The 26,394-nt window shown below is 67.2% G+C and carries 18 protein-coding genes; 8 read left to right on the forward strand and 10 right to left on the reverse strand.

Annotation, left to right across the window (positions count from 1 at the left end; all coding sequences use genetic code 11):
* Nucleotide 1 precedes the first annotated feature (1 nt).
* Genes Q4S45_RS15745 through Q4S45_RS15755 form a run of 3 tightly spaced genes read left to right on the forward strand, consistent with a single transcriptional unit; the run spans nt 2 to nt 6,104 of the window.
* Nucleotides 2-2,281, forward strand: a complete 2,280-nt coding sequence (locus Q4S45_RS15745) for an amylo-alpha-1,6-glucosidase (RefSeq protein WP_305505797.1) — start codon at nt 2-4, stop codon at nt 2,279-2,281.
* A complete protein-coding gene (locus tag Q4S45_RS15750) occupies nt 2,278-5,040 on the forward strand; it encodes an esterase (protein WP_305505798.1) in 2,763 nt (920 codons plus the stop codon). The genes Q4S45_RS15745 and Q4S45_RS15750 overlap by 4 nt, the downstream gene beginning before the upstream one ends.
* Nucleotides 5,037-6,104 carry an alpha/beta hydrolase gene (locus tag Q4S45_RS15755; RefSeq protein ID WP_305505800.1) on the forward strand — a complete coding sequence of 356 codons (1,068 nt, stop codon included), beginning with the start codon at nt 5,037-5,039 and terminating at the stop codon, nt 6,102-6,104. Before Q4S45_RS15750 ends, Q4S45_RS15755 begins: the two co-directional genes overlap by 4 nt.
* 1 nt (nt 6,105) lies before the next feature.
* Here the strand turns inward: Q4S45_RS15755 and Q4S45_RS15760 are convergent, their stop codons facing one another.
* The 3 genes from Q4S45_RS15760 to Q4S45_RS15770 form a co-directional block, all read right to left on the reverse strand.
* Nucleotides 6,106-6,615: a GNAT family N-acetyltransferase gene (locus Q4S45_RS15760; RefSeq protein WP_308633151.1), complete on the reverse strand. Its 510-nt coding sequence runs from the start codon at nt 6,613-6,615 to the stop codon at nt 6,106-6,108.
* Nucleotides 6,612-7,139, reverse strand: coding sequence for a GNAT family N-acetyltransferase (locus Q4S45_RS15765; RefSeq protein WP_305505802.1), 528 nt, complete (start codon nt 7,137-7,139; stop codon nt 6,612-6,614). Before Q4S45_RS15765 ends, Q4S45_RS15760 begins: the two co-directional genes overlap by 4 nt.
* A gap of 132 nt (nt 7,140-7,271) precedes the next feature.
* Nucleotides 7,272-8,546, reverse strand: coding sequence for an amidohydrolase family protein (locus Q4S45_RS15770; RefSeq protein ID WP_305505804.1), 1,275 nt, complete (start codon nt 8,544-8,546; stop codon nt 7,272-7,274).
* Nucleotides 8,547-8,748: 202 nt separating this feature from the next.
* On the opposite strand from Q4S45_RS15770, the gene Q4S45_RS15775 reads away from it, so the two are divergent.
* The 3 genes from Q4S45_RS15775 to Q4S45_RS15785 all read left to right on the forward strand — a co-directional run bounded on the left by Q4S45_RS15775 (nt 8,749) and on the right by Q4S45_RS15785 (nt 13,032).
* Nucleotides 8,749-9,417 carry a phasin family protein gene (locus Q4S45_RS15775; protein ID WP_305505806.1) on the forward strand — a complete coding sequence of 223 codons (669 nt, stop codon included), beginning with the start codon at nt 8,749-8,751 and terminating at the stop codon, nt 9,415-9,417.
* A gap of 89 nt (nt 9,418-9,506) precedes the next feature.
* Complete coding sequence (locus tag Q4S45_RS15780) at nt 9,507-11,258, forward strand: ABC transporter ATP-binding protein (RefSeq protein WP_305505807.1); 1,752 nt, start codon at nt 9,507-9,509, stop codon at nt 11,256-11,258.
* Nucleotides 11,248-13,032, forward strand: a complete 1,785-nt coding sequence (locus Q4S45_RS15785; protein ID WP_305505808.1) for an ABC transporter ATP-binding protein — start codon at nt 11,248-11,250, stop codon at nt 13,030-13,032. The genes Q4S45_RS15780 and Q4S45_RS15785 overlap by 11 nt, the downstream gene beginning before the upstream one ends.
* 88 nt (nt 13,033-13,120) lie before the next feature.
* Here Q4S45_RS15785 and Q4S45_RS15790 read toward each other — a convergent pair whose 3' ends face one another.
* Nucleotides 13,121-13,252, reverse strand: coding sequence for a hypothetical protein (locus Q4S45_RS15790; RefSeq protein WP_305505809.1), 132 nt, complete (start codon nt 13,250-13,252; stop codon nt 13,121-13,123).
* Between the two features lie 165 nt (nt 13,253-13,417).
* On the opposite strand from Q4S45_RS15790, the gene Q4S45_RS15795 reads away from it, so the two are divergent.
* Nucleotides 13,418-15,505 carry a tetratricopeptide repeat-containing diguanylate cyclase gene (locus Q4S45_RS15795; protein WP_305505810.1) on the forward strand — a complete coding sequence of 696 codons (2,088 nt, stop codon included), beginning with the start codon at nt 13,418-13,420 and terminating at the stop codon, nt 15,503-15,505.
* Nucleotides 15,506-15,662: 157 nt separating this feature from the next.
* Here the strand turns inward: Q4S45_RS15795 and Q4S45_RS15800 are convergent, their stop codons facing one another.
* Nucleotides 15,663-15,998, reverse strand: coding sequence for a hypothetical protein (locus tag Q4S45_RS15800; protein ID WP_305505812.1), 336 nt, complete (start codon nt 15,996-15,998; stop codon nt 15,663-15,665).
* 120 nt (nt 15,999-16,118) lie between these two features.
* Here Q4S45_RS15800 and Q4S45_RS15805 point away from each other — a divergent pair, with 120 nt between their 5' ends.
* Nucleotides 16,119-18,335, forward strand: coding sequence for a molybdopterin-dependent oxidoreductase (locus Q4S45_RS15805; protein ID WP_305505814.1), 2,217 nt, complete (start codon nt 16,119-16,121; stop codon nt 18,333-18,335).
* A 67-nt stretch (nt 18,336-18,402) separates the two neighbouring features.
* Here the strand turns inward: Q4S45_RS15805 and Q4S45_RS15810 are convergent, their stop codons facing one another.
* Genes Q4S45_RS15810 through Q4S45_RS15830 form a run of 5 tightly spaced genes read right to left on the reverse strand, consistent with a single transcriptional unit; the run spans nt 18,403 to nt 26,257 of the window.
* Complete coding sequence (locus Q4S45_RS15810; RefSeq protein ID WP_305505816.1) at nt 18,403-19,194, reverse strand: hypothetical protein; 792 nt, start codon at nt 19,192-19,194, stop codon at nt 18,403-18,405.
* Nucleotides 19,191-22,799, reverse strand: coding sequence for a tubulin-like doman-containing protein (locus Q4S45_RS15815; RefSeq protein ID WP_305505818.1), 3,609 nt, complete (start codon nt 22,797-22,799; stop codon nt 19,191-19,193). Before Q4S45_RS15815 ends, Q4S45_RS15810 begins: the two co-directional genes overlap by 4 nt.
* Nucleotides 22,800-22,820: 21 nt before the next feature.
* Nucleotides 22,821-23,261, reverse strand: a complete 441-nt coding sequence (locus Q4S45_RS15820) for a hypothetical protein (protein ID WP_305505820.1) — start codon at nt 23,259-23,261, stop codon at nt 22,821-22,823.
* 33 nt (nt 23,262-23,294) lie between these two features.
* Nucleotides 23,295-24,776: a hypothetical protein gene (locus tag Q4S45_RS15825; protein ID WP_305505823.1), complete on the reverse strand. Its 1,482-nt coding sequence runs from the start codon at nt 24,774-24,776 to the stop codon at nt 23,295-23,297.
* Nucleotides 24,776-26,257 carry a hypothetical protein gene (locus tag Q4S45_RS15830; protein WP_305505826.1) on the reverse strand — a complete coding sequence of 494 codons (1,482 nt, stop codon included), beginning with the start codon at nt 26,255-26,257 and terminating at the stop codon, nt 24,776-24,778. Before Q4S45_RS15830 ends, Q4S45_RS15825 begins: the two co-directional genes overlap by 1 nt.
* Nucleotides 26,258-26,394 lie beyond the last annotated feature (137 nt).

Genomic DNA, 26,394 nt, shown 5'->3' on the forward strand with positions numbered 1-26,394 from the left:
CATGAAGCGCACACTGCTGGCACTGGCCGCGTCGCTCGCGCTGCATCCGGCCATGGCGCAAGTGCCGGGCGTCGACGCCTTCTTCGATGCGATGGCCATCACCGTCGCGCCGGGCCACCAGTCGCAGTTTGTCGCCGGCGATAACCTCGACGGCTACTTCGCAGGCATGACCCAGAGCTTGGGCAAGGGCGAAGGCTACGTCACGCGCGCCGGCACATTATTACTTGACTACTCAAGTATCGTCGATGGTGTCGCCAATGACCGCGCCGGTTCGCGCGAACAGGTGCTGCCGTACGGACGCCGCGTGCGCTTCCCGAACGGCGCCACCGAGGAGATGGCGCTGCTGTCGAAGCGGCACGCGCTGGCGATGGCGGTGACCAGTCCGCGCGCCGCCACGCTGGCGATCGCGCCGATGCTGGTCAAGGCCGGCGCGCTGCGCCAGGACGGCGACGTTGTGAGCGGCCCGGTCGGCAGCATGTTCGTCGCCTTCGCCGCGGACCAGCCGTTCATCCTCGGAGAAGGCCTCGTGCTGCGCAGCGTGCAGCCTGCGCGCTCCTTCACCGTGGTGGCCGCGTTCGGCGCCAGCGAGGCCGAGGCAGCGCAGCGCGCGCGCCAGCTGGCCGCATCCGATCCGATTCGCGCCGAAAAAGCCGCCCGCCATGCCGCCCTCACCCGCAGCTACCTCGCCACCAGCGACGCCGAATACAACAAGGCGCTGAACTGGGCCAAGGCCTCCGCGTCGATGTTCGTGGTCGAGGAATTCGGCACCGGCATCTGGGCCGGCCTGCCGTGGTTCCGCGATAACTGGGGCCGCGACACCTTCATCGCCCTGCCCGGCACCTTGCTCGTCTCCGGCCAGTTCGACCAGGCGAAGGCCGTGCTGGCGAACTTCGCCCGCTTCCAGAACCTCAACCGCGACAAGGAATACGGCCGCATCCCGAACCGCGTGTCGGCCACCGAAAAGACCATCTACAACACAGTGGACGGCACGCCGTGGATGCTGCGCGAAGCGCTCGAATATATCCGCTACACCGGCGACAAGGAGTGTGCCGCGCAGATGTACAAACTGGCCGTGCCCTACTTCGAAGGCGCCATCGCCAACTACACCGATGCGCAGGGGCTGCTGTCGCACGACAGCGCCGACACATGGATGGACGCCCGCATCGAAAACAGGCAGCCGTGGTCCGCGCGCGGCCCGCGCGCCGTCGAAATCCAGGCGCTGTGGTACACCGCCCTGAAAACCGGCGCCGAACTGGCGGCGCAAGCCGGCGACGCTACAAAAGCGCGCGAATGGTCGGCGCTGGCCGAAAAAGTTCAGCGCAGCTTCCTGTCCGCTTTCTGGGACGGCGCGGTAATGGCCGACCGCCTGCGCGAGGACGGCAGCCGCGACACCAAGGTCCGCCCGAACCAGCTGATGCTCGTCTCGATTCCGTTCGACGATTTCGTGCCGCCCGCGGTGCAGGCGCGCGTGACGCGCAACGCCGTGTCCGAACTGCTCTACCCCTACGGCATCGCCTCGCTCAGCCAGATTGACCCCTACTTCCATCCGCGCCACGAGAACCCTGCCTTCCACCACAAGGACGCCGCCTACCACCAGGGCACGATCTGGGGCTGGAACGCCGGCTTCACGGTCACCGCGCTCGACAAGTTCGGCTACCAGGATTTGGCGTGGCCCCTGACGCAAAATCTCGGACGCCAGATCCTCGGCCTCGGCACGCTGGGGACGATGAGCGAACTGCTCGACGCCATGCCCGATGCGAACGGCAAGCTGAAACCGTCCGGCACTTATGCGCAATCGTGGAGCGTGGCCGAATATGCGCGCAACGGCTACCAGGACTACGTCGGCTTCCGGCCCGACCTGCCGGCCAACACGCTGGCGTTCACTCCCGCGATTCCGGCCGCATGGACCTCGTTCTACGCGCTGCTGCCGTTCGGCGCCGGTGAGGCGGTCGAAGTCGATTTCAAGCGTCAGCGCTGGACCTTTCGTCTGAAGGGCGCCACGCCGCGAACCGTCCGTTTCAGCTTCCTCAACGCCGACAAGAGCCGGTCGCAGGTTTCGTTCACGCTCACGCCGGCGCATCCGGCCACGCTCACGCTCGGCAATCGCAAGGCGTCGCTGGATGGCCGCGCGCTGCAGGTGCAATCGGCGCAGGCTTCCTACGCTGGCGTGATCGGCAAGCTGGGCTTCCGCACGCCGGCGCAGTACGTGCCCGCGCACTTCCCGATGCTGCGATCGAAAGATGCCCTCAAGGGTGTCGTCGAACGGGGCGAATACCGATGATGAAAATCCTGATCGGCTCCTTGCTTGTCTCCGGCGCCGCCCTGGCCTCGCCGTCGCCGGATTTGTACGTGCGTGGCGCGTTCAACGGCTGGGGCATCGACAATCTCCTCGTCTTCAAGGGCAACGGCGTGTACGAATCGCAGATCGTCATCAGCCCCGGCTACCACGCGTTCAAGCTCGGCTCGAAGGACTGGTCCGCTGAATGGGTGATCGACCCGGCGGCCAGCGTGTCGGTCGCACCGGGCGTGAACTACAAGATGGACACGCACCCTGGCGCCGAAGATTTCCTGTTCGTCAAACAGACCGGCACTTATCGCTTTACCGTCGACGTGTCGAGCGCACCGGTGTTGCGGGTGGTGCGGCTTGCCGACGTGCCGGTTGCCGCGTCCGATCCGCACGCGGGACACCAGCCCGCCGTGTCGCTGTCCTTCCCGACCTACGACGGCAAGCAGGAGACCGCGCGCTTTTCGGTGAAGGATGCCGGCGCCCTTCTGCGCGATTACGCGCAATCGACCACGATGCAGCTGCGCGATCCCGGCCCACAGTTCGTGCGCTACCGGGAATCGGCGGACCTGCCGACCGTCCGCAGCGGCAACCTCGCATTCGACGCGCTGTTCGCGCTCGCCGGCGCGGAGATGAAGCAGGATTCGGTCAGCGAGATCAAGGACGGCAACTACAACGGCGGCGCGGCCATCCCGTGCGACTGCTTCGAGACCGGCGAAAAATGGCATTACGTCTGGACGCGCGACTTGTCCTATGCGGCCCACCTCGGCCTGGCGATGCTCGACCCGGTGCGCGTGATGCACTCGCTCGACTTCAAGCTGTCCGGTTTTCGGTCAGGCCTCGGCGCCGGCATGCAAATCATCCAGGACACGGGAAGCGGCGGCAGCTGGCCGGTCAGCACCGACCGAGTTACATGGGCCTTCGGCGCGGAAGAAGCGCTGAAGACGCTTCCCGAATTGGAGCGCAAGGCGTTCGCTGCGCGCGCATTGAAAGCGCTGGCCAACACGATTGAAGCCGACCGGCTCGCCGCCTACGACCCGGCCGACGGCCTGTACACGGGCGAGCAGTCCTTCCTCGACTGGCGCGACCAGAGCTACGCTGCGTGGATCACCAGCGACATCGCGTCGCTCGCCACATCGAAGGCCCTGTCCACCAACGCCGGCCACTACAAGGCGCTGACCCTGGCCGCGATGCTCGCCCGCGAGCAGGGCCAGCCCGCGCTGGCGAAGAAATACGATGCTTGGGCGCAGGACCTGAAGCGTGCCATCAACGAGCGCCTGTGGCTGCAGGACGAAGGCATGTACAGCAGCCTCACCGCGGGGCATTTCGACGGTGCGCCGATGCACAAGTTCGACTGGCTCGGCCAGTCGCTGGCGATCGTCACCGGCATCGCCAGCCCGGAACACGCGCGCTCGATCCTGGCGCACTATCCGCACGGTCCGATGGGCGCCCCGGTGATCTATCCGCAGCAGCAGGGCGTGCCCGTGTATCACAACCGCGCGATCTGGCCGTTCGTGACGGAGTATGGCCTGAAGGCGGCCGCGCAGACAGGCAACGTCAGCGTGGCCGACGCCGCCTACCAATCGCTGATGCGCGGCGCGGCGCTGAACCTGTCGAATATGGAAAACCTGGAATGGCTGTCCGGCCAGCCCCTTCTGCTGGACGAAAAGAACCCGTCGCTGATCGGCCCCGTCATCAATTCGAGGCGCCAACTGTGGTCCGTCGGCGCGTACTTGGGCATGGTCATCCAAAACGTGTTCGGCGTGACGGTTGGCGCGGACGGCATTGATGTCAAGCCCTTCATCACCAGCCGGCTGCGCCGCGAGACCTTCAGCACATCGGATTCCATCACGCTGAACAAGCTGCGCGTGCGCGGCAAGGCGATCACGGTGACCATAAAGCTTCCCAAGTCGTCGCCGGCCGAAGGCTTCTATCTTGTGGACGCAGTCACTGTGAACGGCGCCAAAGCGTCACAACATATTCCGTGGAATGCCCTCCAAGCCAACAGCGTCGTCGAGATCCGGCTCGGGACGCTGGCGCCCGGCCTGCAGGAAATCCGCCGCATCAACGCCGATCCGTACCAGGAATCGCGCGCGGTGTTCGGCCCGCGCGAGCCGCATATCTCCAACTTCAGGCGCGACACCGCGGGCATTGTCCGCTTCGACATCGAAGGCGACGGCGTCGCCTATAACGTCTATCGCGACGGGAAAATCGTCGCGGCGAACCTGCCGGCCGGCGCGTGGTCCGATCGCAGCGCCACCGCCTGCTACGCCGTCGAAGCGGTCTATCCCGACACCGGCAACCGCAGCCACCACAGCGTGCCGGTATGCGCAGGGTCGGCGATCGAGGTGCCCGTCACCCCTCGACTGGGATGGGGCAAGCCCGCGGACACCTTTGCCGTCGGGGACATCGATGTCCCGGAAGCAGGCGTCTACCAGGTGCAGATCAAATATCAGAATCGCGCCAACCAGATCAACCTGGGCATCAGCGGCGGCGTCAAATGGCTGGCTTTGAAGGACGCGGACGGTCGGGTAATAGCGCGCCACGTGATCCAGCTGCCGCACACGCGCGTACCGCAGGCCTGGTCGACGCCGATGGCGGTGCAGCTCGGCCCGGGAAAAGTCCAGCTTGAACTCACCGATTTCTATAACATGAGCTACCTGCAAAGTAACAGCACGTTCAGTGCGGCAGGCGGCGCGGATGGCGCGTCGAACCGGTTCGATATTTACGGCATACGCCTGTTGAAGGTCAAATGAAAAAAACACTCACTCTCGCAGCACTCTCCTTCCTGCTGGCCGCGCACGCCGGCGCCACCACGGTGCGCATCCACTACGACGCCGGGAAAGGCAGCATCGCCGTCGTCGGCGACAAGGGACCGATGACATGGTCGAAAGGCGCCAGCGCGAAAGCCGGCGCCGCCAAGGTGTGGACTTACGACTGGCCGGACGCGCTGGGCGACATCAGCATGAAGCCAACACTGGGCGACAAAGTCTCGATGGGCGGCGTGTACAAGCTCGCCGCCGGCAGCACGGTCGATATCTACCCCTTCTTCGGCGCGCCGTTCGGCAAGGTCGAGATCATGCCCGGGGTCGCGTCGCCGCAGCTGGGCAACACGCGCTCGCTGCGCATCTACTACCCGCCGAGCTACAACGAGAACAGCGCGAAACGCTACCCGGTGCTGTACATGCACGACGGCCAGAACCTGTTCGATGCCAAGACCGCTTCCTTCGGCGTGGAATGGGGCATCGACGAAACTGTCAACCGCCTGGTCGCCACCGGCGTGATGGACGAAGTGATCGTGGTCGGCATCGACAACACGCCGGCCCGCATTTCCGAATACACGCCTTGCTGCGATCCGAAGCACGGCGGCGGCAAACTCGATGCGTACGAGGCCTTCATCGTCGACACGGTCAAGCCGATGATCGACAAGACGCTGCGCACCCTTCCGGGGAAGGAGAACACCGCCATCATGGGATCGTCGCTCGGAGGAATCGCATCGGTCGTGATCGCGGAGCACCACCCGGACGTGTTCTCGAAGGCGGGCGGCGTGTCCAGCTCATTCTGGTGGAACAAGCGCTCGCTGGTGAACAATCTTCCCAAGCGGGTGCCGGTGAAGTTCTACATCGACGCCGGCACCAGTGACGACGGCCTGGAAGACACGCAGCTGATGCGCGACGCGATGCTGGCGCGGGGCTACCTCACCGGCGTGGACCTGCTCTACTTCGCTGCCGAAGGCGGCGGCCACAACGAAAAATCGTGGGCGGCGCGCGTGGACAAGCCGCTGGCCTGGTTCTTCCCGTTCGGCAGCACGAAGTACTGATTCAGAAGTCGCGGGAGAACAGCTGGGTGCCGGTATCCTCAGGGGTCAGGTAGACCAGCTTTTCGAAGCGCATGCCGATCCGCCGCAGCACCGCGTCCGATGCGTCGTTGCCAGGCGAGGTAATCGCCAGCAGGCGCCTGATGCCGATCGACGGCGCATACGCAAGCACGCCCGCCGCGGCTTCGGTCGCATAGCCCTTGCCGCCGAACTGCGGCAGGAAGGCGTAGCCGATATCGACGTGGGTCAGCGTTTCGCGCTTGATCAGGCCGCACATCCCGATCGGCGCGCCGTCTTCCTTGCGCTCGACCAGGTACAGCGAATGACCGAGCGATTCCTGCATCGCGATCGGCCCGTTGGAAATCGCCTCGCGCGCGACTTCCACAGTGCGGATGCCGCGGTCGCCGATGAACTTGATGAAACCCGGCGTATTCACCACTTCCAGGTAGAACGGCGCATCGTCCAAGGTCAGCAAGCGAAGGCGCAGGCGTTCGGTATCGATGACAACCATCATGCCTCCTTCCCGGGCCAAGTGGCGGGATCGCTTAGCAGCTGATACATCACCAGCGCGTCCACGTAGCCAAGCTGCTCGTGGCGATATGCCTTGGGCAGCGTGCCGGCAATCGAGAAGCCGAGCTTCTGCCACAGCGCCACGGCCGGCTGGTTGGTGCTCACCACATAGTTGAACTGCATCGCCAGGAAGCCCAGTTCGCGCGCCGTGTCCAGGCTATGCTTGCCCATCAGGTAGCCGATTCCCCTGCCCTGCGCCGCATCGCTGACCATGTAGGAGGCGTTGGCGACGTGGGCGCCGCGGCCAGCCTGGTTGGCCACCACGCGGTACATGCCAAGCACGCGCCCCGTCTTGTCCTGCGCGACGAAGCAGTTCACGTTCGGCCCGAGCCAGTACTCTTCGCAGGCGCTCTTTGGCGTGTGTGCTTCGAATGGATAGGTTTCGCCTGCGGTCAGGTGGAAATGGAATATCTCCCAGATCGCGTCGAGGTCTTCCAGCTGTGCCGGGCGGATGGTGATGGCTTCCAAGTTCGTCCCCACTATATTGAATGCCGCCGATTCTAGCATTGGAGTTGTTTGTCGTTCCTGCGGAGGCAGGAACCCATGCTGAAGCAGCGACTCGCAGTCAGTATAGGTTCCTGCCTCCGCAGGAACGACAAGCTAGCGGCCAAGGCGGAAGTTGACGGCTGACGGCCGGCCCGGCAGATTCAATGACGAAGCCGAGCGCGGGGCCTCGCTGACCACCTGGCCGCGCCGGACCACCACGCGGCGCGCGGCGCGCAGGCGGATCGCCTCGACGGTGCTGCCGGCGTCGAGCACCACCAGGTCGGCGTGGCAGCCAGGCTCCAGTCCATAGCCTTCCAGCCCCAGGATGCGCGCCGGCGCCTCGGTCACCGCGAGGAAGCACTGGTGCATCGCCGCTTGCCCCGTCATCTGCGCCACGTGAAGGCCCATGTGCGCCACCTCGAGCATGTCGCCCGAGCCGAGGCCGTACCAGGGGTCCATCACGCAGTCGTGGCCGAACGCCACGTCCACGCCGGCCGCCATCAGTTCAGGCACGCGCGTCATGCCGCGCCGTTTCGGATAGGTGTCGTGGCGGCCCTGCAGGGTGATGTTGATCAGCGGGTTGGCGATCGCCGCCACGCCGGATTCGGCGATCAGCGGCAGCAGCTTGCTGACGTAGTAGTTGTCCATCGAGTGCATCGACGTCAGGTGCGATCCCGCCACCCTGCCCTGCATCCCGAGGCGCCGGGTCTCGCACGCCAGCGTTTCGATATGGCGCGACATCGGATCGTCCGACTCGTCGCAATGCATGTCCACGCGCAGCCCCCGTTCGGCGGCAAATTCGCACAGCAGCCGCACCGACTCGGCGCCGTCGGCCATCGTGCGCTCGAAATGCGGGATGCCGCCCACCACGTCCACGCCCATGCCAATAGCGCGCTTCAGGTTGTCGAATGCGCCGGGTCTGCGCAGCACGCCATCCTGCGGGAAAGCCACCAGTTGCAGGTCGATGTACGGCGCCACCCGGCGCCGCACTTCGAGCAGCGCCTCCACTGCCAGCAGGCGGTCGTCGCAGATGTCCACGTGCGAGCGGATCGCCAGCAGGCCGCGCGCCACCGCCCAGTCGCAATACTGCATCGCGCGCTCGATCAGCGCCTCCTGACGCAACTGCGGTTTCAGTTCGCCCCACAGCGCGATCCCTTCGAGCAGCGTGCCGGACTGGTTCACCCGCGGCAGCCCGTAGCTGAGGGTCGCGTCCATGTGGAAGTGGGCGTCGACGAACGGCGGCGTGACCAGGTCGCCCGCGGCGTCGATCTCGCGCGCGCCGGCTTGCGGCAGCTTCGGCCCGGCCGCGGCGATGCGGCCGTCCTGTATGGCAATGTCGATGCCGTGCCGGCCGTCGGGCAGCGTGGCGTTGCGGACGACGAGATCCATGTGCGCTCCTGTGTGCGTGGGACGCCCCGATTGTAGCGGCATTGCGCCATCATCCGCCACCCAAATTGCGGGTTGGCAATGCATGTTGCATTGCACGATATATCAACAAAAGTTGCCCGAAATAATGCTTTGCAAGCCCAATATTCACCGATACACTAGCGTTGATATTGCAGCGCATCATAAACGACCAAAAGGAATTCCGATGTCCCTCATTCCCGCACAGTTTTCCGAAGCACGCGCACAGCAGCTCGATGCGCAATTCAACCTGTTCCGCACCTTCACCGGCAAAGCCTTCGAGGGCGCGGAAAAACTCATCGCCCTCCATTTCGACACCACCCGCTCCGCGCTCGAGAAGTCGACCGCGCTGGTGCGCCAGGTGGCGGCAGCGAAGGATCCGCGCGACCTGATCGCGATCACCGGCCAGACCCAGTCGCAGTTCGAGAGCGTGCTCGCGTACGGCCGCCAGCTGTTCGGAATCGCGACCAGCATGGCGGTAGTGCCGCCGGCCGTGGCGCCCGCAGTGTCCGCGCCGGTACTGGCAGCGCCGGCGCCCGCTCCCGTCGCGCCGAACCCGGAGCCGCAGCCTGCGGTCGTGATGCCGGAGCCTGTGCTCGAATTCGGCGAAGCGCCGGGCGTCGCCACGCCGATCGCCGAACCGCCCCCCATCGCAAAAGCGACCGGCCAGGCCGATGGCGGCTTGCCGAAGCCTGCCGCCGCCTCGTTCCCGGTGCCTTCCTCGACAAAGCCTATCGCGGTCGCCGCGGTGAAGCCGGTCGAAGCGCAGCCGCCGCATGCGCCGGTGTCGGGCACGCCCGAGATCGTGAAGCAGCAGGCCGAAGCCACGCCGGCGAAGCCCGCTCGCAAGAAGTAAGGCCGGGCGCGCGCCGGACGGCCAAAGGTAGTAAATTAGCGGGCTTCGGCCCGCTTTTTTGTTGCGGGCGCATCCGGCAGGGAAAGTGAATGAGTTTATCAAGGCTGATCGGCGGCTTCGTGCGCCGACATTGGCGTGCGTACGCGTCGTCGGGGCTGATGCTGGCCGGCGTCGCCGCCTGCACGGTCTGGGTGCCGCGCAAGATCGGCACGATGATCGACGGGCTTGCGGCGCATCGCCTCGGCGAGCATGACCTGTGGCTGCAGCTGGCGCAGCTGCTCGGCCTCGGGGTCGCCATCTATGTGCTGCGGGTCGGCTGGCGCCTGCGCCTGTTCGCGGCGGCCTATCAGCTTGGCGTCGAGCTGCGCACGCGCTTCTACGCGCGCCTCTCCGCACAGGGCCCGGCGTTCTACCAGGAGCAGCGTACCGGCGACCTGATGGCGCTGGCCACCAACGACATCGACGCGATCGAAATGGCGGCAGGCGAAGCGATGCTGGCCGGCTTCGACGGCAGCCTGACCCTGATCATGGTCCTGGCGATCATGATGCTCGGCGTGGACTGGCGCCTCGCGGCCGTCGCACTGCTGCCGTTCCCGCTCATGGCGCTGGCGTTCTGGCGCATATCGAGCCATATCCACACCGCCTCCACCGATTCGCTCAAGCGCTTCGCAGCCCTGAACGACCACGTGCAGGAATCGCTCTCGGGCGTGCGCACGCTGCGCGCGCTCGGCCTGGAACAGCGCAGCGCAAAGCAGTTCGGAGAGCTGGCGGCGCGCGCGTCGGACGCCAGCCTGGTCGCGCAGCAGTGGGAGGCTGCGTACGAACCGGCGGTCGGCCTGACCCTGACCGCGGCCGGCTTCCTCACGCTGGCCCTCGGCGGCTACCTGGTATGGCACGAGCAACTGACGATCGGGGCGCTGACCAGCTTCACGATGTACCTCGGCCAGCTGATCTGGCCGATGTTCGCGGCGGGCTGGGTGCTGTCGCTGATCGAGCGCGGACGCGCGGCGTGGGCGCGCCTCCAGCCGCTGCTCGACGCGCCGCTGTCGGTGGACGACCATGGCGCCCTCACCACGCTCACGCCGGGACAGCTGGCGCTCGATGGCGTGACCTACCGCTACGCCGGGCAGGATGCGCCCGCGCTGGCCGGGGTGTCGCTGTCGCTGCAGGCCGGCCAGACGCTCGGCCTGGTGGGGCCGACCGGCGCCGGCAAGTCCACGCTGCTGCGGGTGCTGCTGCGCCAGGCCACGCCGCAGCATGGCCACGTGACCTGGAGCGGCCACGCGCTGGCCGACTACACGCTGGCGACGCTGCGTTCGGCGATCAGCTGGGTGCCGCAGGAATCGTTCCTGTTCTCGGCCTCGATCGCCGACAACATCGCGCTGGGCCGGCCGGGCGCCACGCGGGCCCAGGTCGAACATGCGGCGCACATGGCGGCGATTCACGAAGACATCCTGCGCTTCCCGCAGGGTTACGACACCCACGTCGGCGAAAAAGGCATCACGTTATCGGGCGGCCAGCGCCAGCGCGTGGCGATCGCGCGTTCGCTGCTGGCCGAGAGCGCGCTGCTGCTGCTCGACGACGCCTTGTCGGCGGTCGATACCGGCACCGAAACGCGCATCCTTGAGCATCTCGAAGAACTGCGGCGCGAACAGCCTGGACGCAGCGCGATCATCGCCAGCCACCGCTTGTCGGCGGTCGCCGGCGCCGACCTGATCGTGGTGCTGCGCGACGGCTGCATCGCGGAATCGGGCAGCCACGACGCCCTGCTCGCCGCCGACGGCTGGTACGCCAGCCAGTGGCGCTACCAACAACTGGAGGCCAGCCTCGATGCCGCCTGATTCACAAGCGAAGACCATGCGCGAACAAGGCGCGCGCGCAGTCGGCCTGCTGCGCCGCGCTGCGCACCCCGACCGCCGCCACCTCGGATGGGCGGTGCTGTGGCTGGCGCTTGCCGCCGGCCTCGAAGTACTCGGGCCCATCCTCGGCAAGGCGCTGATCGACCAGCACCTGCTGCCTCATCATATGGACTGGCCGCGCATGGCCGCGCTGCTGGGCGGAATGCTGGTCAGCGGCTGGATCGCCTCCGGCCTGCGCTACCTGCAGCTCGTGCGCCTGTCGGGCCTGGCGATGCGCTCGGTGCAGCGCCTGCGCGAATGGGTGTACGGCCACGTGCTGCGGCTGCCGATGGCGTTCTTCGACCAGGCCATCACAGGCCAGCTGGTGAGCCGCGTCACCAACGACACCGAAGCGGTCAAGACACTGTATATCCAGGTGCTGTTCGTGATCCTCGACAGCACCATCGTCCTGGCCGGCACGATGGCGGCGATGGCGTGGCTGGACTGGCGCCTGATGCTGATCGTACTCGCGCTGGTGCCGGCGGTAGTGCTGATCGTCTGGCTGTACCAGCGCATGTCGGCGCCGGCCGTGACCCGCGCGCGCGCGCTGCGCAGCGACATCAACGGCCAGATGGCCGAGTCGATCGGCGGCATGAGCGTGCTGCAGGCGAACAACGCCGAAGCCCGTTTCGCGCAGCGCTTCGGCGAGACCAACCGGGCCCACTACAAGGCGCGCCTGGCCGAACTGCGCGCCAACGCCTTCCTGCTGCGCCCCGCCCTCGACTTCCTCAACGTGGTGCTGCTGGCGGTGGTGATCTTCAGCTTCGGCCGGCGCGAGATGAATGCGGTCGAAGTCGGCGTGCTGTATGCGTTCATCAGCTACATCGCGCGCGTGGTCGAGCCGCTGATCCAGATCACGATGCAATTCAGCGGGCTGCAGCAGGCGGTGGTGGCGACCGCGCGCGTGGCCGCGCTGCTCGACGAACCGGGAGCGCCGGAACACGCCGCGGGCAAGGTGGCGCATGATGCGGCGCCGGCGCGCGGCGTCCCGGCAATCCGCATCCGCGACCTCAATTTTGCGTATGTGCCGGGGCAGACCGTGCTGCACCAGCTCAGCCTCGACATCGCGCAGGGCGCCTTCGTCGGCATCGTCGGCCACACCGGCAGCGGCAAGTCCACGCTGCTGTCGCTGATGCTGCGCTATTACAGCACGCAGACCGGCACCATCGAGATGAACGGCCAGCCGCTGGCCGGCATCGACAACGAACGCTTCCGCGCCGACGTGGGCCTGGTGCCGCAGGATCCCTTCCTGCTGGCGGCGTCGGCGCGCGAGAACATCGACATGGGCCGCGGCCTGTCGCAGCAGCAGATCGAGTCGGCGGCGCGCGCGGCGCATGCGCATGCCTTCATCATGGCGCTAGAAGGCGGCTACGAAACGCCGCTGGGCGAAGGCGGCTCGCGCCTGTCGACCGGGCAGAAGCAGCTGATCGCCATCGCGCGCGCGCTCGCCGGGCAGCCGAAGATCTTGCTGCTGGATGAAGCGACTTCGAATATCGACAGCCAGACCGAGCAGATCGTGCAAGTCGCGCTGGACGAATTGCGCGGCCGCGTGACGATCGTGGCGATCGCACACCGCCTGTCGACCATTCGCGACGCCGACCGGATCATCGTGCTCAATCACGGCCGCATTGCCGAATCCGGGACGCACGATGCGCTGATGCGGATCGACGGCGGCTTGTACCAGCGCCTGTATCTGCTGCAGCAGCTTTCAGTCTAGCCTTTGACTGTCGTTCCTGCGAAGGCAGGAACCTATGCTGAGGCCGAACATACTCAGTATGGGTTCCTGCCTTCGCAGGAACGACGGGCTAACGGCGCTGGTTCACGGCGAAGCCGCCGGCCAGAGCGGCGCAGTGCACGCAGGCCGTGGCGACGGCGCCGGCGATTTGCGACGAAACGCCGAAAAAGCCGGACAGGTGGCAAAACGGCAAGCGTGGCATGGCGCCAACAGGTCTGTGAAATGCGGTATGTATGTGGCATTCAAATGCCCCCATTTCCCCGCCAATACCGCACAAAAAGAAATTTTCCGCCCAGCAACTACCCTATACTTGACCCAGAGTCCCGCGCACGGGACCATAGGAGTGCAACGACCAAAGGAAGGAACGATGGTGGCAGTTTTACACCGCACATCGCAACGCCGCCACCTCGCCGCGTTGCTGGTATCGCTGTCGCTGGCCGTCGGGCCGGCGTTCGCGCAGTCGCGCGCCGACCTCGATCAGCGGCTCGACGAGATCCGCGAAATCAACCGCTACGTGCCGCAGAAAGGCCTGGCGATGCTGCTCGCGATCGAGCCGCAGGGCCGCGCCGCAGAGGTGTCCACGAAAGCCGAATTCATCAACCAGCTGTGTCTCGCGAACCGCAATGTCGGACGCAAGAAGGAGGCGATGGCGCTGGCCGAAGAACTGATCGCATTCGGCCGCGAGCAGCGCGACGAGGTGGCGCGCGCGAAGGGCCTGATGGCCAAGGCCTACGTGCTGTCATCGATGAACGACCTGAAGCTCTCGCACCACTACGCGTGGGAAGGCGAGCGTGTCGCCAACACCACCGGCGACGTGGCGCTGAAGATCAGCACCACCATCACATCCGGGAACTCGTACGCGGAAGAAGGCAATTTTCCCGAGGCGCTGAACAAGCTGCAGACCGCCGCGGCGATGGCGCGCCAGTACGCGCAGCCGATCCAGACCGTCATGGCCTTCAACGCCCTGGCGAAGCTGTACACCACGATGAGGGAATACGACAAGGGCTTCGAAGCGCTCGCCGAAGCCTTGCCCGCGGCCGGGAAGACCGGATCGATCGGCCGCATGGCCAGCCTGAAGGATACCGAGTATGGACTGGCGATCGAGACCAGCCAGCCGAAGCGCGCGCTGAAGGCGCTGCTCGAGGGGCTGGCGCTCGAACGCCGGATCGGCGCCGACAAGATGATCGCGACCACGCTGGTCAACCTGTCGGACAGCTACCTGAAGGAGCACGATTACCTCAGGGCGGTGAATTACGCAAACCAGGCCATCGCGGCGGCGCGGCCGATCCACGCCGAGACAACGGAAGCGACCGCCCGCGTGAATATCGGCCAGGCTTACCTCGGCATGGGCCGGATCGCCGACGGCAAGCGCAGCTTCGAAGCAGGACTGGCAGTGTACGAGAAGGCGGGCGACAAGCCGCAGCTGCAGGAACTGCTGATGGAGTACGGCCTGGCGCTCGAGCGCGCGGGCGACATGGCCGCCGCGGTCGAGGCCTACCATCGCGAGCGCGCGCTGTCGAATGAACTGTTCGAGACGCGCCGCCAGAAGGCGGTGCTCGAACTGCAGGGCCGCTACGAGGCCGACAAGAAGGAAAGGCAAATCGAACTGCTGCGCCGCGAAAACCAGGTCAAGTCCGCCGACATCGACAACCGCCGCCTGCAGCAGCGCGTGTGGTGGCTGCTGGCCGTGGTGTTCGCGATGGCGGCGGTCATCGTCGGCCTGCTGTACCGCAAGGTGCGCCATGCGAACGCCCAGCTTGAGGTGAAGAACCTGGAGCTCAAGCAGCAAAGCTCGCGCGATCCGCTCACGTCGCTGTACAACCGGCGCCACTTCCAGGAATTCATGCGCACGGTGGCCGTGCCGGTCGACCAGCGCGCCACGCCGGCCGCGAGCGAGGAAATCGTGGGGGCGCTGTTCCTGATCGACGTCGACCATTTCAAGCACGTCAATGACACGCACGGCCACGCGGCCGGCGATGCGGTGCTGACGATGATCTCGGATAACCTGCGCGAGATCCTGCGCGAGACCGACATGATCGTGCGCTGGGGCGGCGAAGAATTCCTCGCCTTCCTGCCGGCGGTGCCGCGCAACGGCGTGGACGATGTGGCGCGGCGCCTGCTCGACGGGATCTCGTCGCACACCATCGAGTACCAGGGCAGCCAGATTTCGGTGAACGTATCGATCGGCTTCGCGCCGTTCCCGCTGTCGCCGGGCGAGCATGCGCTGCCGTGGGAGCGCGCCGTCAACCTGGTCGACATGGCGCTGTACATGGCGAAGGGCCATGGCCGCAACCGCGCCTACGGGGTGCGCGGCTTCGCCAGGTTTAACGAGACCTCGATGGAACGCATCGAGCAGGATCTCGAGCAGGCATGGCGCGCGGGCTTTGTCGACATGTCGGTGGTGCTGGGCGACGCGCCGAGAGCCGCGCCGCCCGTGGATATCGCCAGCGCCTGATGCGCTTCGGGGCCTGGTCCTGCGGACCTGACCCCATCTGGAGAATCTCGACGAAACCGAGATCGATCAAAATGGGGTCAGGTCCCGCGGACCTGATCCCGACGATGCGCACGCCGCTAATGTATAACTTGACGGCATCAGCGCCTGAACCCATCGTTCATTTCTTGGCCGCTTCCTGGATCTTCTCGCCGGCCCGCTCCACCTTCTTGCCCACTTCTTCGGTCGCCTTGTCGAGCCCCTTGCTCGCATCGGCCGCCGCGTCGGCGGTCTGCTTCTCGATTTGCTCGCGCGTCTGCGCCGCCGAATCGGCCACCTGTTTGGCCGCCGCGTTGGCGCGGTCAAGCTTGTCCTGCACTTCGCGCGCGACCTTGTCGCCGGCCGCGTCCACCGCCGCCCCGGCCTTTTGCGCCGGCCCCATCGTCTCGTCCTTTTTGGTGCAGCCGGCCAGCCCGGCAACCAGCGCGACCGCCGCCAATATCGATGCTGCTTTCATGATTTCTCCTGTCGGGTTTTGTTGCCCACAAGCATACACCCAGCGCAAAAAACGCGGTTGACAGTTGGCGCGCACATCCCGATACTCGAACGACCGTGCGTTTTTTGATGGAGCGTCGCCATGCCCGAGCAAACCACTACAGCATACCGAATCTGCCCGTTCTGCGAGGCGTGCTGCGGCCTGCGGGTTGAACTCGAACGGCAGCGCGTCGTGCGCATTCGCGGCGACCAGGACGATGTGTTCTCCGCGGGCTACCTGTGCCCGAAGGCGATCGGCCTGAAAGAACTGCAGGACGATCCCGACCGCCTGCGCACTCCCCTCATCAAGCGCGACGGCCGCTTCGTCGAAGCCAGCTGGGACGAAGCCTACGCCGAAATCGAACGGCGCCTGCCTCCCGTGATTGCGGCCGGCGGCGCCAACGCGGTCGCCACGGTGCTGGGCAACCCCACCGCGCACAAAATGAGCCTGCAGCTGTACTTTCCGCGGCTGGCGCGCGCGCTCGGCACGCGCAACATGTTTTCCGCATCCAGCGTGGACCAGGTGCCGAAGATGCTGTCGGTCGGGCTGATGTTCGGCGCCTGGCTGTCGGTGCCGGTGCCCGACATCGAGCGCAGCGACTTCCTGCTGATCCTCGGCGCCAATCCGATGGTCTCGAACGGCAGCATGTGGACGGTGCCCGATTTCCGCGGCAAGGCCAAGGCGCTGCACGCACGCGGCGGCAAGATCGTTGTGGTCGATCCGCGCCGCACCGAGACCGCCGACATCGCCGACGCCCACCATTTCATCCGTCCGGGATCGGATGTGTTCTTCCTGCTTGGGATCGCGCACGCGCTGTTCGACGAACAGCTGGTAAGCCTGGGCCGCCTGGCCGATCATGTGGCCGGCTTCGAGCAGCTCGACGCCGCCTTCGCGCCGTATGCGCCGGAACGCGTCGCCGCGCGCTGTGCGATTGCCGCGCCGGTAATCCGCGACCTTGCGCGCACGCTGGCAACCACCCGCCGCGCTGCCCTGTACGGCCGCATTGGCACCTGCACCCAGGAGTTCGGCACCCTTGCCTCCTGGCTGATCGATCTGATCAACGTCCTCACCGGCCATCTCGACGAGGAAGGCGGCGCAATGTTCCCCAAAGCGGCTGCGTTCGCGGCCAACACGCGCGGCAAGCCCGGCGCCGGCCGCGGCGTGACCACCGGCCGTTACGCCTCGCGCGTGTCGGGCGCGCCGGAAGTCGCCGGCGAGCTGCCGCTCACCTGCCTGGCCGAGGAGATCGACACGCCCGGCGCGGGCCAGGTCAAGGCCCTGATCACCATCGCCGGCAACCCGGTGCTGTCGGCGCCGAACGGACCGCGCCTGGCGGCGGCGCTCGACCAGCTGGACTTCATGGTCAGCCTCGACATCTACCTCAACGAGACCACGCGCCATGCCGACGTGATCCTGCCCGGCCCGGCGCCGCTCGAGGACGCGCACTACGACGTCAGCTTCACCCAGCTGTCGCACCGCAACCACGCGCGCTACAGCCCTCCCGTGCTGCCGCGCGCCGCGGGCACGCCCGACGTATGGGAAAGCATGCTGCGCATCGGCGCAATCGCACAAGGGCTGGGTGCGCGGGTCGATATCGACGCGATCGACGATGCCGCGCTCGAGGAGGAACTGCGGCGCTCGGCCGGCGACGCGGCCGGCGCGATCATGGCGGCGCTGGCGCCGCGGCGCGGCGTGCAACGGATGCTGGACCTGGCGCTGCGTAGCGGCCCGTATGGCGACCAGTTCGGCCGCAATCCGGGCGGACTGACCCTGGCGGCTATCCAGGCGGCGCCTTCAGGCATCGACCTGGGCCCGATGACGGCGCGCATACCGGAAGTGCTGCGCACGCCGTCCGGGAAGATCGAGCTGGCGCCGCAGTTGCTGCTCGATGACCTGGCGCGCGCCGCAGCGGACCTCGACGCGCCGGCCGCCAGCATGGTCATTATTGGCCGGCGCCAGCTGCGCTCGAACAACAGCTGGATGCACAACCTGCCGGCGCTGGCGAAAGGCGCCTTCCGCTGCACGGCGCTGGTGCATCCAGACGATGCCGCGCGTCTCGGACTGGCCGACGGCGCCATGGCCGCGATCACCAACGGCGCGCGCCGCATCGAAGCGCAGGTCGAGGTCAGCGCGGAGATGATGCCGGGCGTGGTCAGCCTGCCGCATGGCTGGGGCCACGACCTGCCCGGCGTGCGCATGGGCGTCGCCGCCGAACGGCCGGGCGCCAACCTGAACGCCCTGCTCGACGAACACCTGCGAGATCCATTGTCGGGCAACGCGGTGCTGTCGGGCGTACCGGTGAATATCGCTCCGCTCTAAAATTTCGGGGTCAGGTCCGCCGGAGCGACGGGGACGCCGAGTCCCCGGGTTTGTCGGCGATAAGTGGTTACTGGCAGCGGTCGCCGATCCATTCGCGGCCGGCGGCGAGGCAACGCTGAAGATCGCCCTGCAGCCGGTCCGCGCGCGCCTTCAACGCAATGCATTCGCCATTGCCGGCATCGACCATCGCCGTGCAGACTTCCATCTTGTCGGACGCCGCCTTGTAGTCGCCGCGCTCGAGCGCCAGCCGCGCGTCCGCGACCAGGTTGCGCGCCGACTGCGCCTGCGGACTGGCCGGCGCCCGGTTCACCCTCGGCGCGGCACGCGCCCTTCCGCGCTTGGCGGCGCACGCCGCGTCGGCATCATTCAACGCGGCCTGCACGCGCAGCAGCTGTGCCGGCGTCGCCCCGCCCTCCTTCAATGCGATCAGTTCCGACTGCGCCTGCGCAGGCTTGCAGTCGGTCGCCAGCGCGATCGCCTTTTCAATGCGCGCATCGAAATTCCTTGTGCCTGGCCGCTGAATGACCCAGATCAGCCACAGCGCGCCCAGGGCCAGCAGCCACCAGCGCAGCCGCACCGGCTCGCGCTGGGGCGGGGCCGCGGCGACGGCGGCGCGCACCGGGGGCGGCGGAGGCGCCGCCGGCGGGGGCGCCGGTGGAGCCGCCGGCTGCGGCGCTGGCTTGACGTTCGATACAACCGGACGAGGCGCCGGCCGAGGCGCCGGATCGTCAGCCCGCGGCAGCCCCGTATCCTGGCTGGTTCCGCAGTAAGGGCAATAGTTGACCCTGCGCGGCATCGGGCGCTTGCAGCCGCTACTGACGCAGCGGTAAATCACCTCATTGTGCAGATCGATGTTCACGTCGGGTCGGGGATATTGTCGTCTGGATCGGGAATCGCATCGGCAAACAGGGGCGCGAACTCCGGCATGTGACCCGCATACTGCCACTTGTCGGTCTTCGGATTCCACTGCATGTTCCACACCCGGGTGTCGCGCGTGACCTCACCCCGGCCGATGCGCTGCGCCAGGTCGTCCGCGGCGTACGGTCCGTGCTGGGCTCCGCCAAGGAAAAGCTTGTAGCGCGCAGCAGCCGGCGCCGCCGGCGCAACGCCCGCATCGAGCACCTGCGCGGCGCGCTCTTCGCTGGCCAGCACGTCGGCACGGATCACGCGCTTGTCCGCTTCGCGCTCCACTTCCCAGTGATAGGCGTCGCTGGCCGAACCGGGGACCGGCTCTGTCCACTGCGCCAGGCCCGCCATCGCGGCGTCAATGCGCGCGCCCGTCGCCGCCGGATCCAGTGCCTGCGCGCGCCGCAGCCACTGGTCGTACAGCCGGCGCGCGGTGATGTTCGGCAGCGACGGCGACGGCAGCTGCGCGCCGGTCTCGTCGATCTCCAGCTTGGGCTCGTACACCCGCAGCTGGTAATGCCGCATCAGTGCCGCAAGCAGGATGAACCGGTTCGGGCCCATGCTTGCCAGCTTGCGCTGCACCGCCGCGATCACCTGCTCGCGGTAATACGGCGGCAGGCCGTTCGACCGGATCGCGAACTCGTTGCCGATCTGGAGCCACTCGCCCGAGCCGGGTTCGACCTCGAACAGGTACTGGCCGCGCGGCTGGAACGACGCTTCGCGGTCCGCCAGGTCGGGCTTGCGCCGAATGACGCCAAGCGCGTTCGCCTGCAGGAACCACTCGTAGTCGTCGGCCAGCCGATTGAGTTCGTCCATCGACGGCGAAATCGGATGCCGGAAGCGGGTCGAATCGAAATGCAGGTGCGTCGGGATTTTCGGGTTTTCGATCTGGTAGGAGGTGCGCCAGGTCGGCAGGCCGCGCAGCACCGTCATCGGATAGCCGGACAGCTCGATGTAGCACACCGCCTTGCCCGAGATGCCTGTATTGACGATGTTGACCAGGTCGCCGTGGAAGGATCCGGTCGGCACTGCCGCGCGGATCTCCGCTTCCATCCGGCGCCAGGCGTTGGCGTCGCCCACGCCGATGAAGCACTTGAACTGGTCGGCGCGGGGCGTGAACTCGGCCGAGAAGCGCGCATTAATCCACGGCATGGCGCTTCGCAGCCACTCGCTAAAGATGCGCGCGCGCTCCGGCGGCGACATCGCCGACAGCCGTTCGAGCAGCGGGTCGGGCGGCGCTTCTCCCGCAGCCTGCTCGACGGAGAGCTGGGTCTGCGCGCGCCGGAACAGCTTGAGCAGCAGGCTGGCGCGCATGCGGTCGTCGCCCAATTGGGGGAACAGCCGCGCGGAGCCGCCGAATTCGAGCAGCACGTCCTCGCTCCATTGCCGGATGTCGCCGGTCAGCTTGACCGGATCAGGCACCGTATCGCTCGCCAGCTTGATGTAGGTGGCGTGTTCCTGCTGCGCGTCGGCGCGCAACTGGCCGATGCGCTGGTCCACCGCGCCCAGCATCGCCTGCACGCTGCGCCGGCCTTCCTGGAATTCGCCGGCGATGCCGCTCCAGCGCGGCTGGCCATGCTCGTCCAGCGATTGCGGGTCGCCCAGCCAGGCCGACATCTGGCGCATCACTTCCACCGACTGGCCGGCGGCCACCGCAAGCAGGTGGAAGCGCAAGTAGTCGGCAATGTCGCGCTTCAGGTGCGCCATCACTTCGCGCGCCTGGGCGTCCTTGCCGAACAATTTGGACGCCGCCTGCGACAGGTGGTTGAGCGACTCTTCGACCTGGCGCGTGCGCAGCGCGTCGCGGATGTCGCGATAGCGCTTGCCGTTGCGCTCCGCGTTGCCCAGGTCGCGCTGGTGCAGGCGCCCCTTGACCTGTTCGAGCAGCGACAGGACGAATTCGAGGCCGCCCTGTTTGCGGTCGTCCAGCAGCGCGTACAACTGGTCGCGGGCGCGCACTTTCAGGCGGTCCATCTGCTCGCCCGTGTGGCGCTTAATGCGGTCCTCGCTGGTTTCGGCAGTGGCGCCTGCTTCGCGGATCGCGTCGCGCTCGAGCTGCGGCAGAAGTTCCGCCACCTTCTCGCGCCACACTTTCAGGTCGTAAGCCGCCATGATGCGGTCGATCTCGACCTGCACCTTGCTCTCGACCCGCTCCAGCAGCGAACGCCCGTCCTTGTCCATCAGCAGCTGGTCGGTCAGCGCGTACTCCTGGAACGGCGTGACGTCCACCGTGCCCTTTTTGAAGTCGGGGAACTCGTCGAAGGGCCGTTCGCGCATCGCCAGGTGTTCGCGCATGAAGATGTCGCGCTCCTGGTCGCCGGCCCGCCGCGCGGCGCCGCCGTCGCTGCCGGCCAGGCCGAAGAAGGCCTTGACCATCAGCGCGGACAGTTCGTAGGCGCGGATGTCGTCGCGCAGGCTTTGCTGGGTGTCGAGCACCGCCTGGCCGAACGCCGAGTACACCTTCGAGTACGACAGGCGCATGTCGCCGAAGCGCTGCTCCGGCACGCGCGGGTTGAACGGCCCGAGCTTGTGCTGCTGCTGGTTGACCGCGATCGAGCGCTTGCGGTTGGCGAAATCGGCCGATGCGAAGTCCTCGAACAGCGTGTCGGCCACCATCTGGTAGACGTCCTTGATGTCCTGCGTGGCCTTGTTGGCGAGGTTGGCGGTGTCGACAAAATATACGTCGTCGAACGGCGCGCCCTTGCCCACCACGCTGTCCGGGTCCATCCACGTGACCCGCGCGTTCATGTCGCGCATCGTGGTTTCCAGCTCCATCAGCGTGGCGTAGGCGTTCGCCTCCGTGCGCTCCTTGTTGGCCTTGGCGAAGCCGGACGGCATGAACATCACCAGGTCCACCTGGTTGTCCGACACCTCCTGGCGCGCGATCGCCTTCGAGATCCAGCCAAGGTCGATCGCGCTGCCGGCGCCGGTGCCGCCCGCGCACGAGGCGATGACGACGATGCGGAACTTGGACGTGTCGACCTGCAGCCCGAGCCGCTGGTAGGTTTCCTTGCGTTCGTTGCCCGCGTTACTGCTCAAAAAATTCAACGCGCCCTTGATGCGGCCGCGCAGCTTCGGGTATTTGTCGAACAGGTAGAGTCGCGCCAGCGCGCGGATCTGGCCGGCGCCTTTCGACGGGTCGATGCCGAGCGAGCGCAGTTTCTTGGGCCGCAGCGGCATCCAGCTCTCGATCAGCGGGAAGCGCGCCAGGCTGTCGTCGGACTCGTGGTATTGCGGCAGGTCGAGCGGCTCGACCAGGCGCTCTTCGTCGGACAGCTTGACCAGTTCGTACCACGGGTCGGTGCGCAGCGACTTGCCTTCGTCGATGATGGCGTGGTTATCGAGGTCGAAATGCAGGAAGCGCGCAACCGGGAAGTCGGCGATCGATTCCACCCGCGTCGGATGGTGGCGGTTCCACACGGCCGACAGGATGCGGCGGCGGATCCGCATCATCACCTCCATGCCGGTGCCGCCGGCGCCGATGAACAGCGTCGGGCGCAGGTCCACCTTCAGTTCGGCCTTCTTGTCGGCGCTTGCGATGTTGGGAAATTCAGCCATGAGGTTCTTTCAGTGAGTGGATCAGCGGCGGCCGATGAACAGCATCGCGACCAGCGCGACCAGGCCGACGGCCACCAGCGGCCCGGTGACCGCGAAGGTGAGAAATTTGCTGGCGTTGACGATCGCCAGCACCGCCGCGCCGGACAGGAAGCACAGGCCGACGAACATCAGCCAGCCGGCGCTGCCGGCCGACGATGGCGCAACGCGCCTCACCACCATGTGATGAACGTACGCGTTACGGGCAAAGAAGAAGATCACCAGCAGGATCAGGAAGGCGGTGCCGCCGATCGCCAGGTCACGCGTGGAGGTGTCGGTGGCGGCCGGCGCCGCGGCGGGCTGCACTTCGAGCGGCGCGCCGCCCAGCTTGGGCGGGCCCTCGGCCGGCGCGCTGGCCGCATCTCCGGGAAGTTTGAATCCGGGGTCGGCGGCGGGCGCAGATGCTGGGGACTGGTCGTTTTGCATGTCGTGTGCTTCCTTCGGGTTCTGCGAAAAAAATCAGCGGCCAAGCCGGACCTGCGCACCTTCGCGCAGGTCGATCAGCTGGTGGCCGAACAGGGTGGTCTTGAGCTGGGCGACCTTGTTGCCGGCCTTGTCGAAAATCGGTTGCGTCACGCCGGCGCGGGTGTGGACGGTGCGCGGCTCGTCCTCGACCGTGACCCAGGTGCGGCGCGGCCGGCCATATGCCAGCGCGGCGGCGCCCAGCGCGGAGACCAGCGCCAGCCCGGCGCCGATCAGCGCGGCCAGCGGCGCGATGCCGTAGTGGACCCGCACTTCGATCGGCAGCACGGCGGTCGATCCGTGGATGCGCGCCGGCGGCGTGAAAATGTCGGGCAGCGGATCGCCGGGGAACAGCGCTTCCATCCGCTGGCGGAAGGCCTGCGACAGTTCGAGCCGTTGGTCGGCCAGCGAGAGTTCGATCCGGCCCGGCATCACGTAGGCCGAGCCGGCCGAGGCGATCGCCTGCGCCGACCATTTCGACGGCAGTTGCGCCACCGGCAGCTGCATCACCGACGACAGCGGCTCGGTCTTTCCCGGCGCGAGCGCGGACACACTGTCGCTGGCCAGCGCAATCGGCCGGTCCTGCGCCGCGAGCACGGAGCGGGCGCCGATGCGGGCGCTGACGATGGTGTACGGGTACATGGTGTTTTCCAGGTTCCACACGATGTTCGCGGCGGGCGTGCGCGCATCCGATTCGACGTCGGCGCGCAGCATGCCGCCCGGCCCCATCGAGAACGCCACACCCGGCGCATCGCTCACGCGGCGCGGCACCAGCCGCACGGTGTCGCGGTCGAGCGGCTTGAGGCGCGCGGGCGGCTCGGTGATGACGCCGGCGATGCGGCCGGACGCCAGCAGGCGATCCAGGTCGCGCGCGCCTTGTTCGCCGATCGCGAACACATACACCATTAGACCGCTCGCGCTGTAGTGCGTTCCCTTGACGGGCATCTTCAGCGGGAAGGCCAGTGCCTTGGTGATCGCGCCGCCCGAGTGGATCAATTCGTAGAACTCGCGGTTGCGGCGCGCGGTGGCCTGGTCGTTGTTCGGGCTGTTGCGGTTGTTCGTAAACAGCCAGACGAGTCCAGGTTTACCGGCCAGCGCGGTGTGAATGGCGGCGTTGACCGCTTCACCGAGGTCGGTGTCGGCCAGGGCGCTGCTGCCAGGCTTTTGCGCGGTTTGCACGCCGGCCAGCGCGGCCCCGATCTCCGCGCGCGTCGATGCGCCCGCCTTCGACGACAGCAGGGCCTTCGGCGACGGCGCGCCGGGCAGGCTTTGATTGAAGGACGCCAGCACCAGCAGGTCGCCAGGCTGCGCTACCGCCGAAGCCAGCGCCGTCACGAGCGGCTTGTACTGTGATTGCGGATCGGTGTAGAACGGCTCCATCCAGCCGGAGTTCTGGACCAGGAACACCTGAGATGTGGCGCACGCGGGACCCGCGCACAGCAGCGCGGCCAGGGCGGCGGCCTGTGCGAAGCGGCGCATCACGGCAGCTCTTCCAGGCGCCAGCCGCGGATCTGGTTCCAGTCCGGATGGTGCAGCCACAGGCAGTTCGCGTACACGAACGGCGTGCATTCGAGCGGGCGCGAAAGGCGCACGATCTCGTCGAGGATCACGTTGCGGCGGCCGATCCACTCCACCGTGGTGCGCGGTATGGTGCGGCCGGCCAGCGCTTCTTCCGCGCGGCCGGTGTATTTGTGAAAGCGCAGCACCAGTCCGCTCGGCTGGCTGCGGTTGTTGTTAAAGCCGCGCAGCAGCGGCAGCACCAGCGAGTCGTCCTCGTGCAGGTCTTCGACGTTTTCGACGTCCCACGGTTCGGCGATGACTTCGTGCCCGCGGCGGAACAGGAAGTTGGCGAAGCCGAGGCGCGCGCCGCTGATCGGCTCGAACTGCGGCTGCTCCTTGCCAAGTTCGATGAAGCAGTACTCTTGGCCGGCGTGGCCGATGTGCCACAGGCGGCCGTCGCGGCTTTGGGTCGGGCCGCCGAAGTCGAGGCGCGGCGAGAAGCCCTGCGGCCACGGCAGCCATTGCGGCGGCACGCCCGGCTGCCACGCCAGCTGGCCCATCTCGTGCAGCCAGAGCAGGCGGCCGTCGTAAGCGATCGGGCGCATCCAGCCGGCGGCCGGCGCGGCGCCGCAGTCGTGCAGCTCGACCTGCGAGCAGTCGGCGAGCGCGCTCCACAGGCGCGTGCCGCCGGCGCTGGAAAACAGGCAAGCGACATGACGGCGCACGGCGCCGGGCGCGCTGGCGATGGCCGCGTCGAACACGGAATCGGCGCGGCAGGTTTCGCTGACGGGATTGATCCACAGGCGGCACAGGCCCTTGTCGGTCGGCACCAGCGCCACTTCGCCGCGGCCCGGATTGGTCGCCGGCAGCCAGCCGTAGGCGGAGCGGGTGAAGGACAGGTCGGCGCTGTGATCCTCCGGCGCCATCACGTGCCACAGCCTGGCCAGCGGGTCCCAGTACTGCAGCACGTTGCGCGACGGGGCCAGCGCGAGCAGGCGCTGCTCCGGGAAGCCGTAGCTGCCGGCCGCGAAGACGCACTGCGCGTTGGGCGGCGCCGGCATGCTGGCGTCGGCACGGCCGACCGCCGGCGCTGCGGGCCTCTCCTCGAGCGCATCGCCCAGCGCCAGCGACGTCACCGGCAGGCCATGCGGCACGTGGCGCGGCAGGGACTGGTCGGACCATGGGCCCCACCAGCCGGAGGCCGGCCTGGCGCGGCCGGCAAGCTTGTCCAGCGCCCGGCCGCACGTGGGACAGAACGCGAAGCCTTCGGGATAGATCGGCGCGCAGGCGCAGGATTGCGGCAGCGAGGCGCCGAGAAGATGGGCGACGTCGGGCAGGCGCGCACGCGCCTGTCCTTGCCAATCAATGCGCGACAAGCCTTCGCTCGCCGCCAGTTCGAACTGGCCGCTTGCCTCGTCTTCCAGCCAGACGCTTGCTGGCGTTTCCCACCGATATGCCATCTCGCCCGCCGTTATATGCATGTTGAACGCGGCCCCATTTAGGTACTGCGGGGGCTACTTCTTGCGTAAAATCATAGCGCAACTGGCTGCGGCGAGCGGTTTGATTGGAGGGTATCGCGTGGCGCGCTTTCAGGGCG

It is taken from the genome of Massilia sp. R2A-15 (genome assembly GCF_030704305.1).
Lineage (GTDB): Bacteria > Pseudomonadota > Gammaproteobacteria > Burkholderiales > Burkholderiaceae_D > JAFCUW01.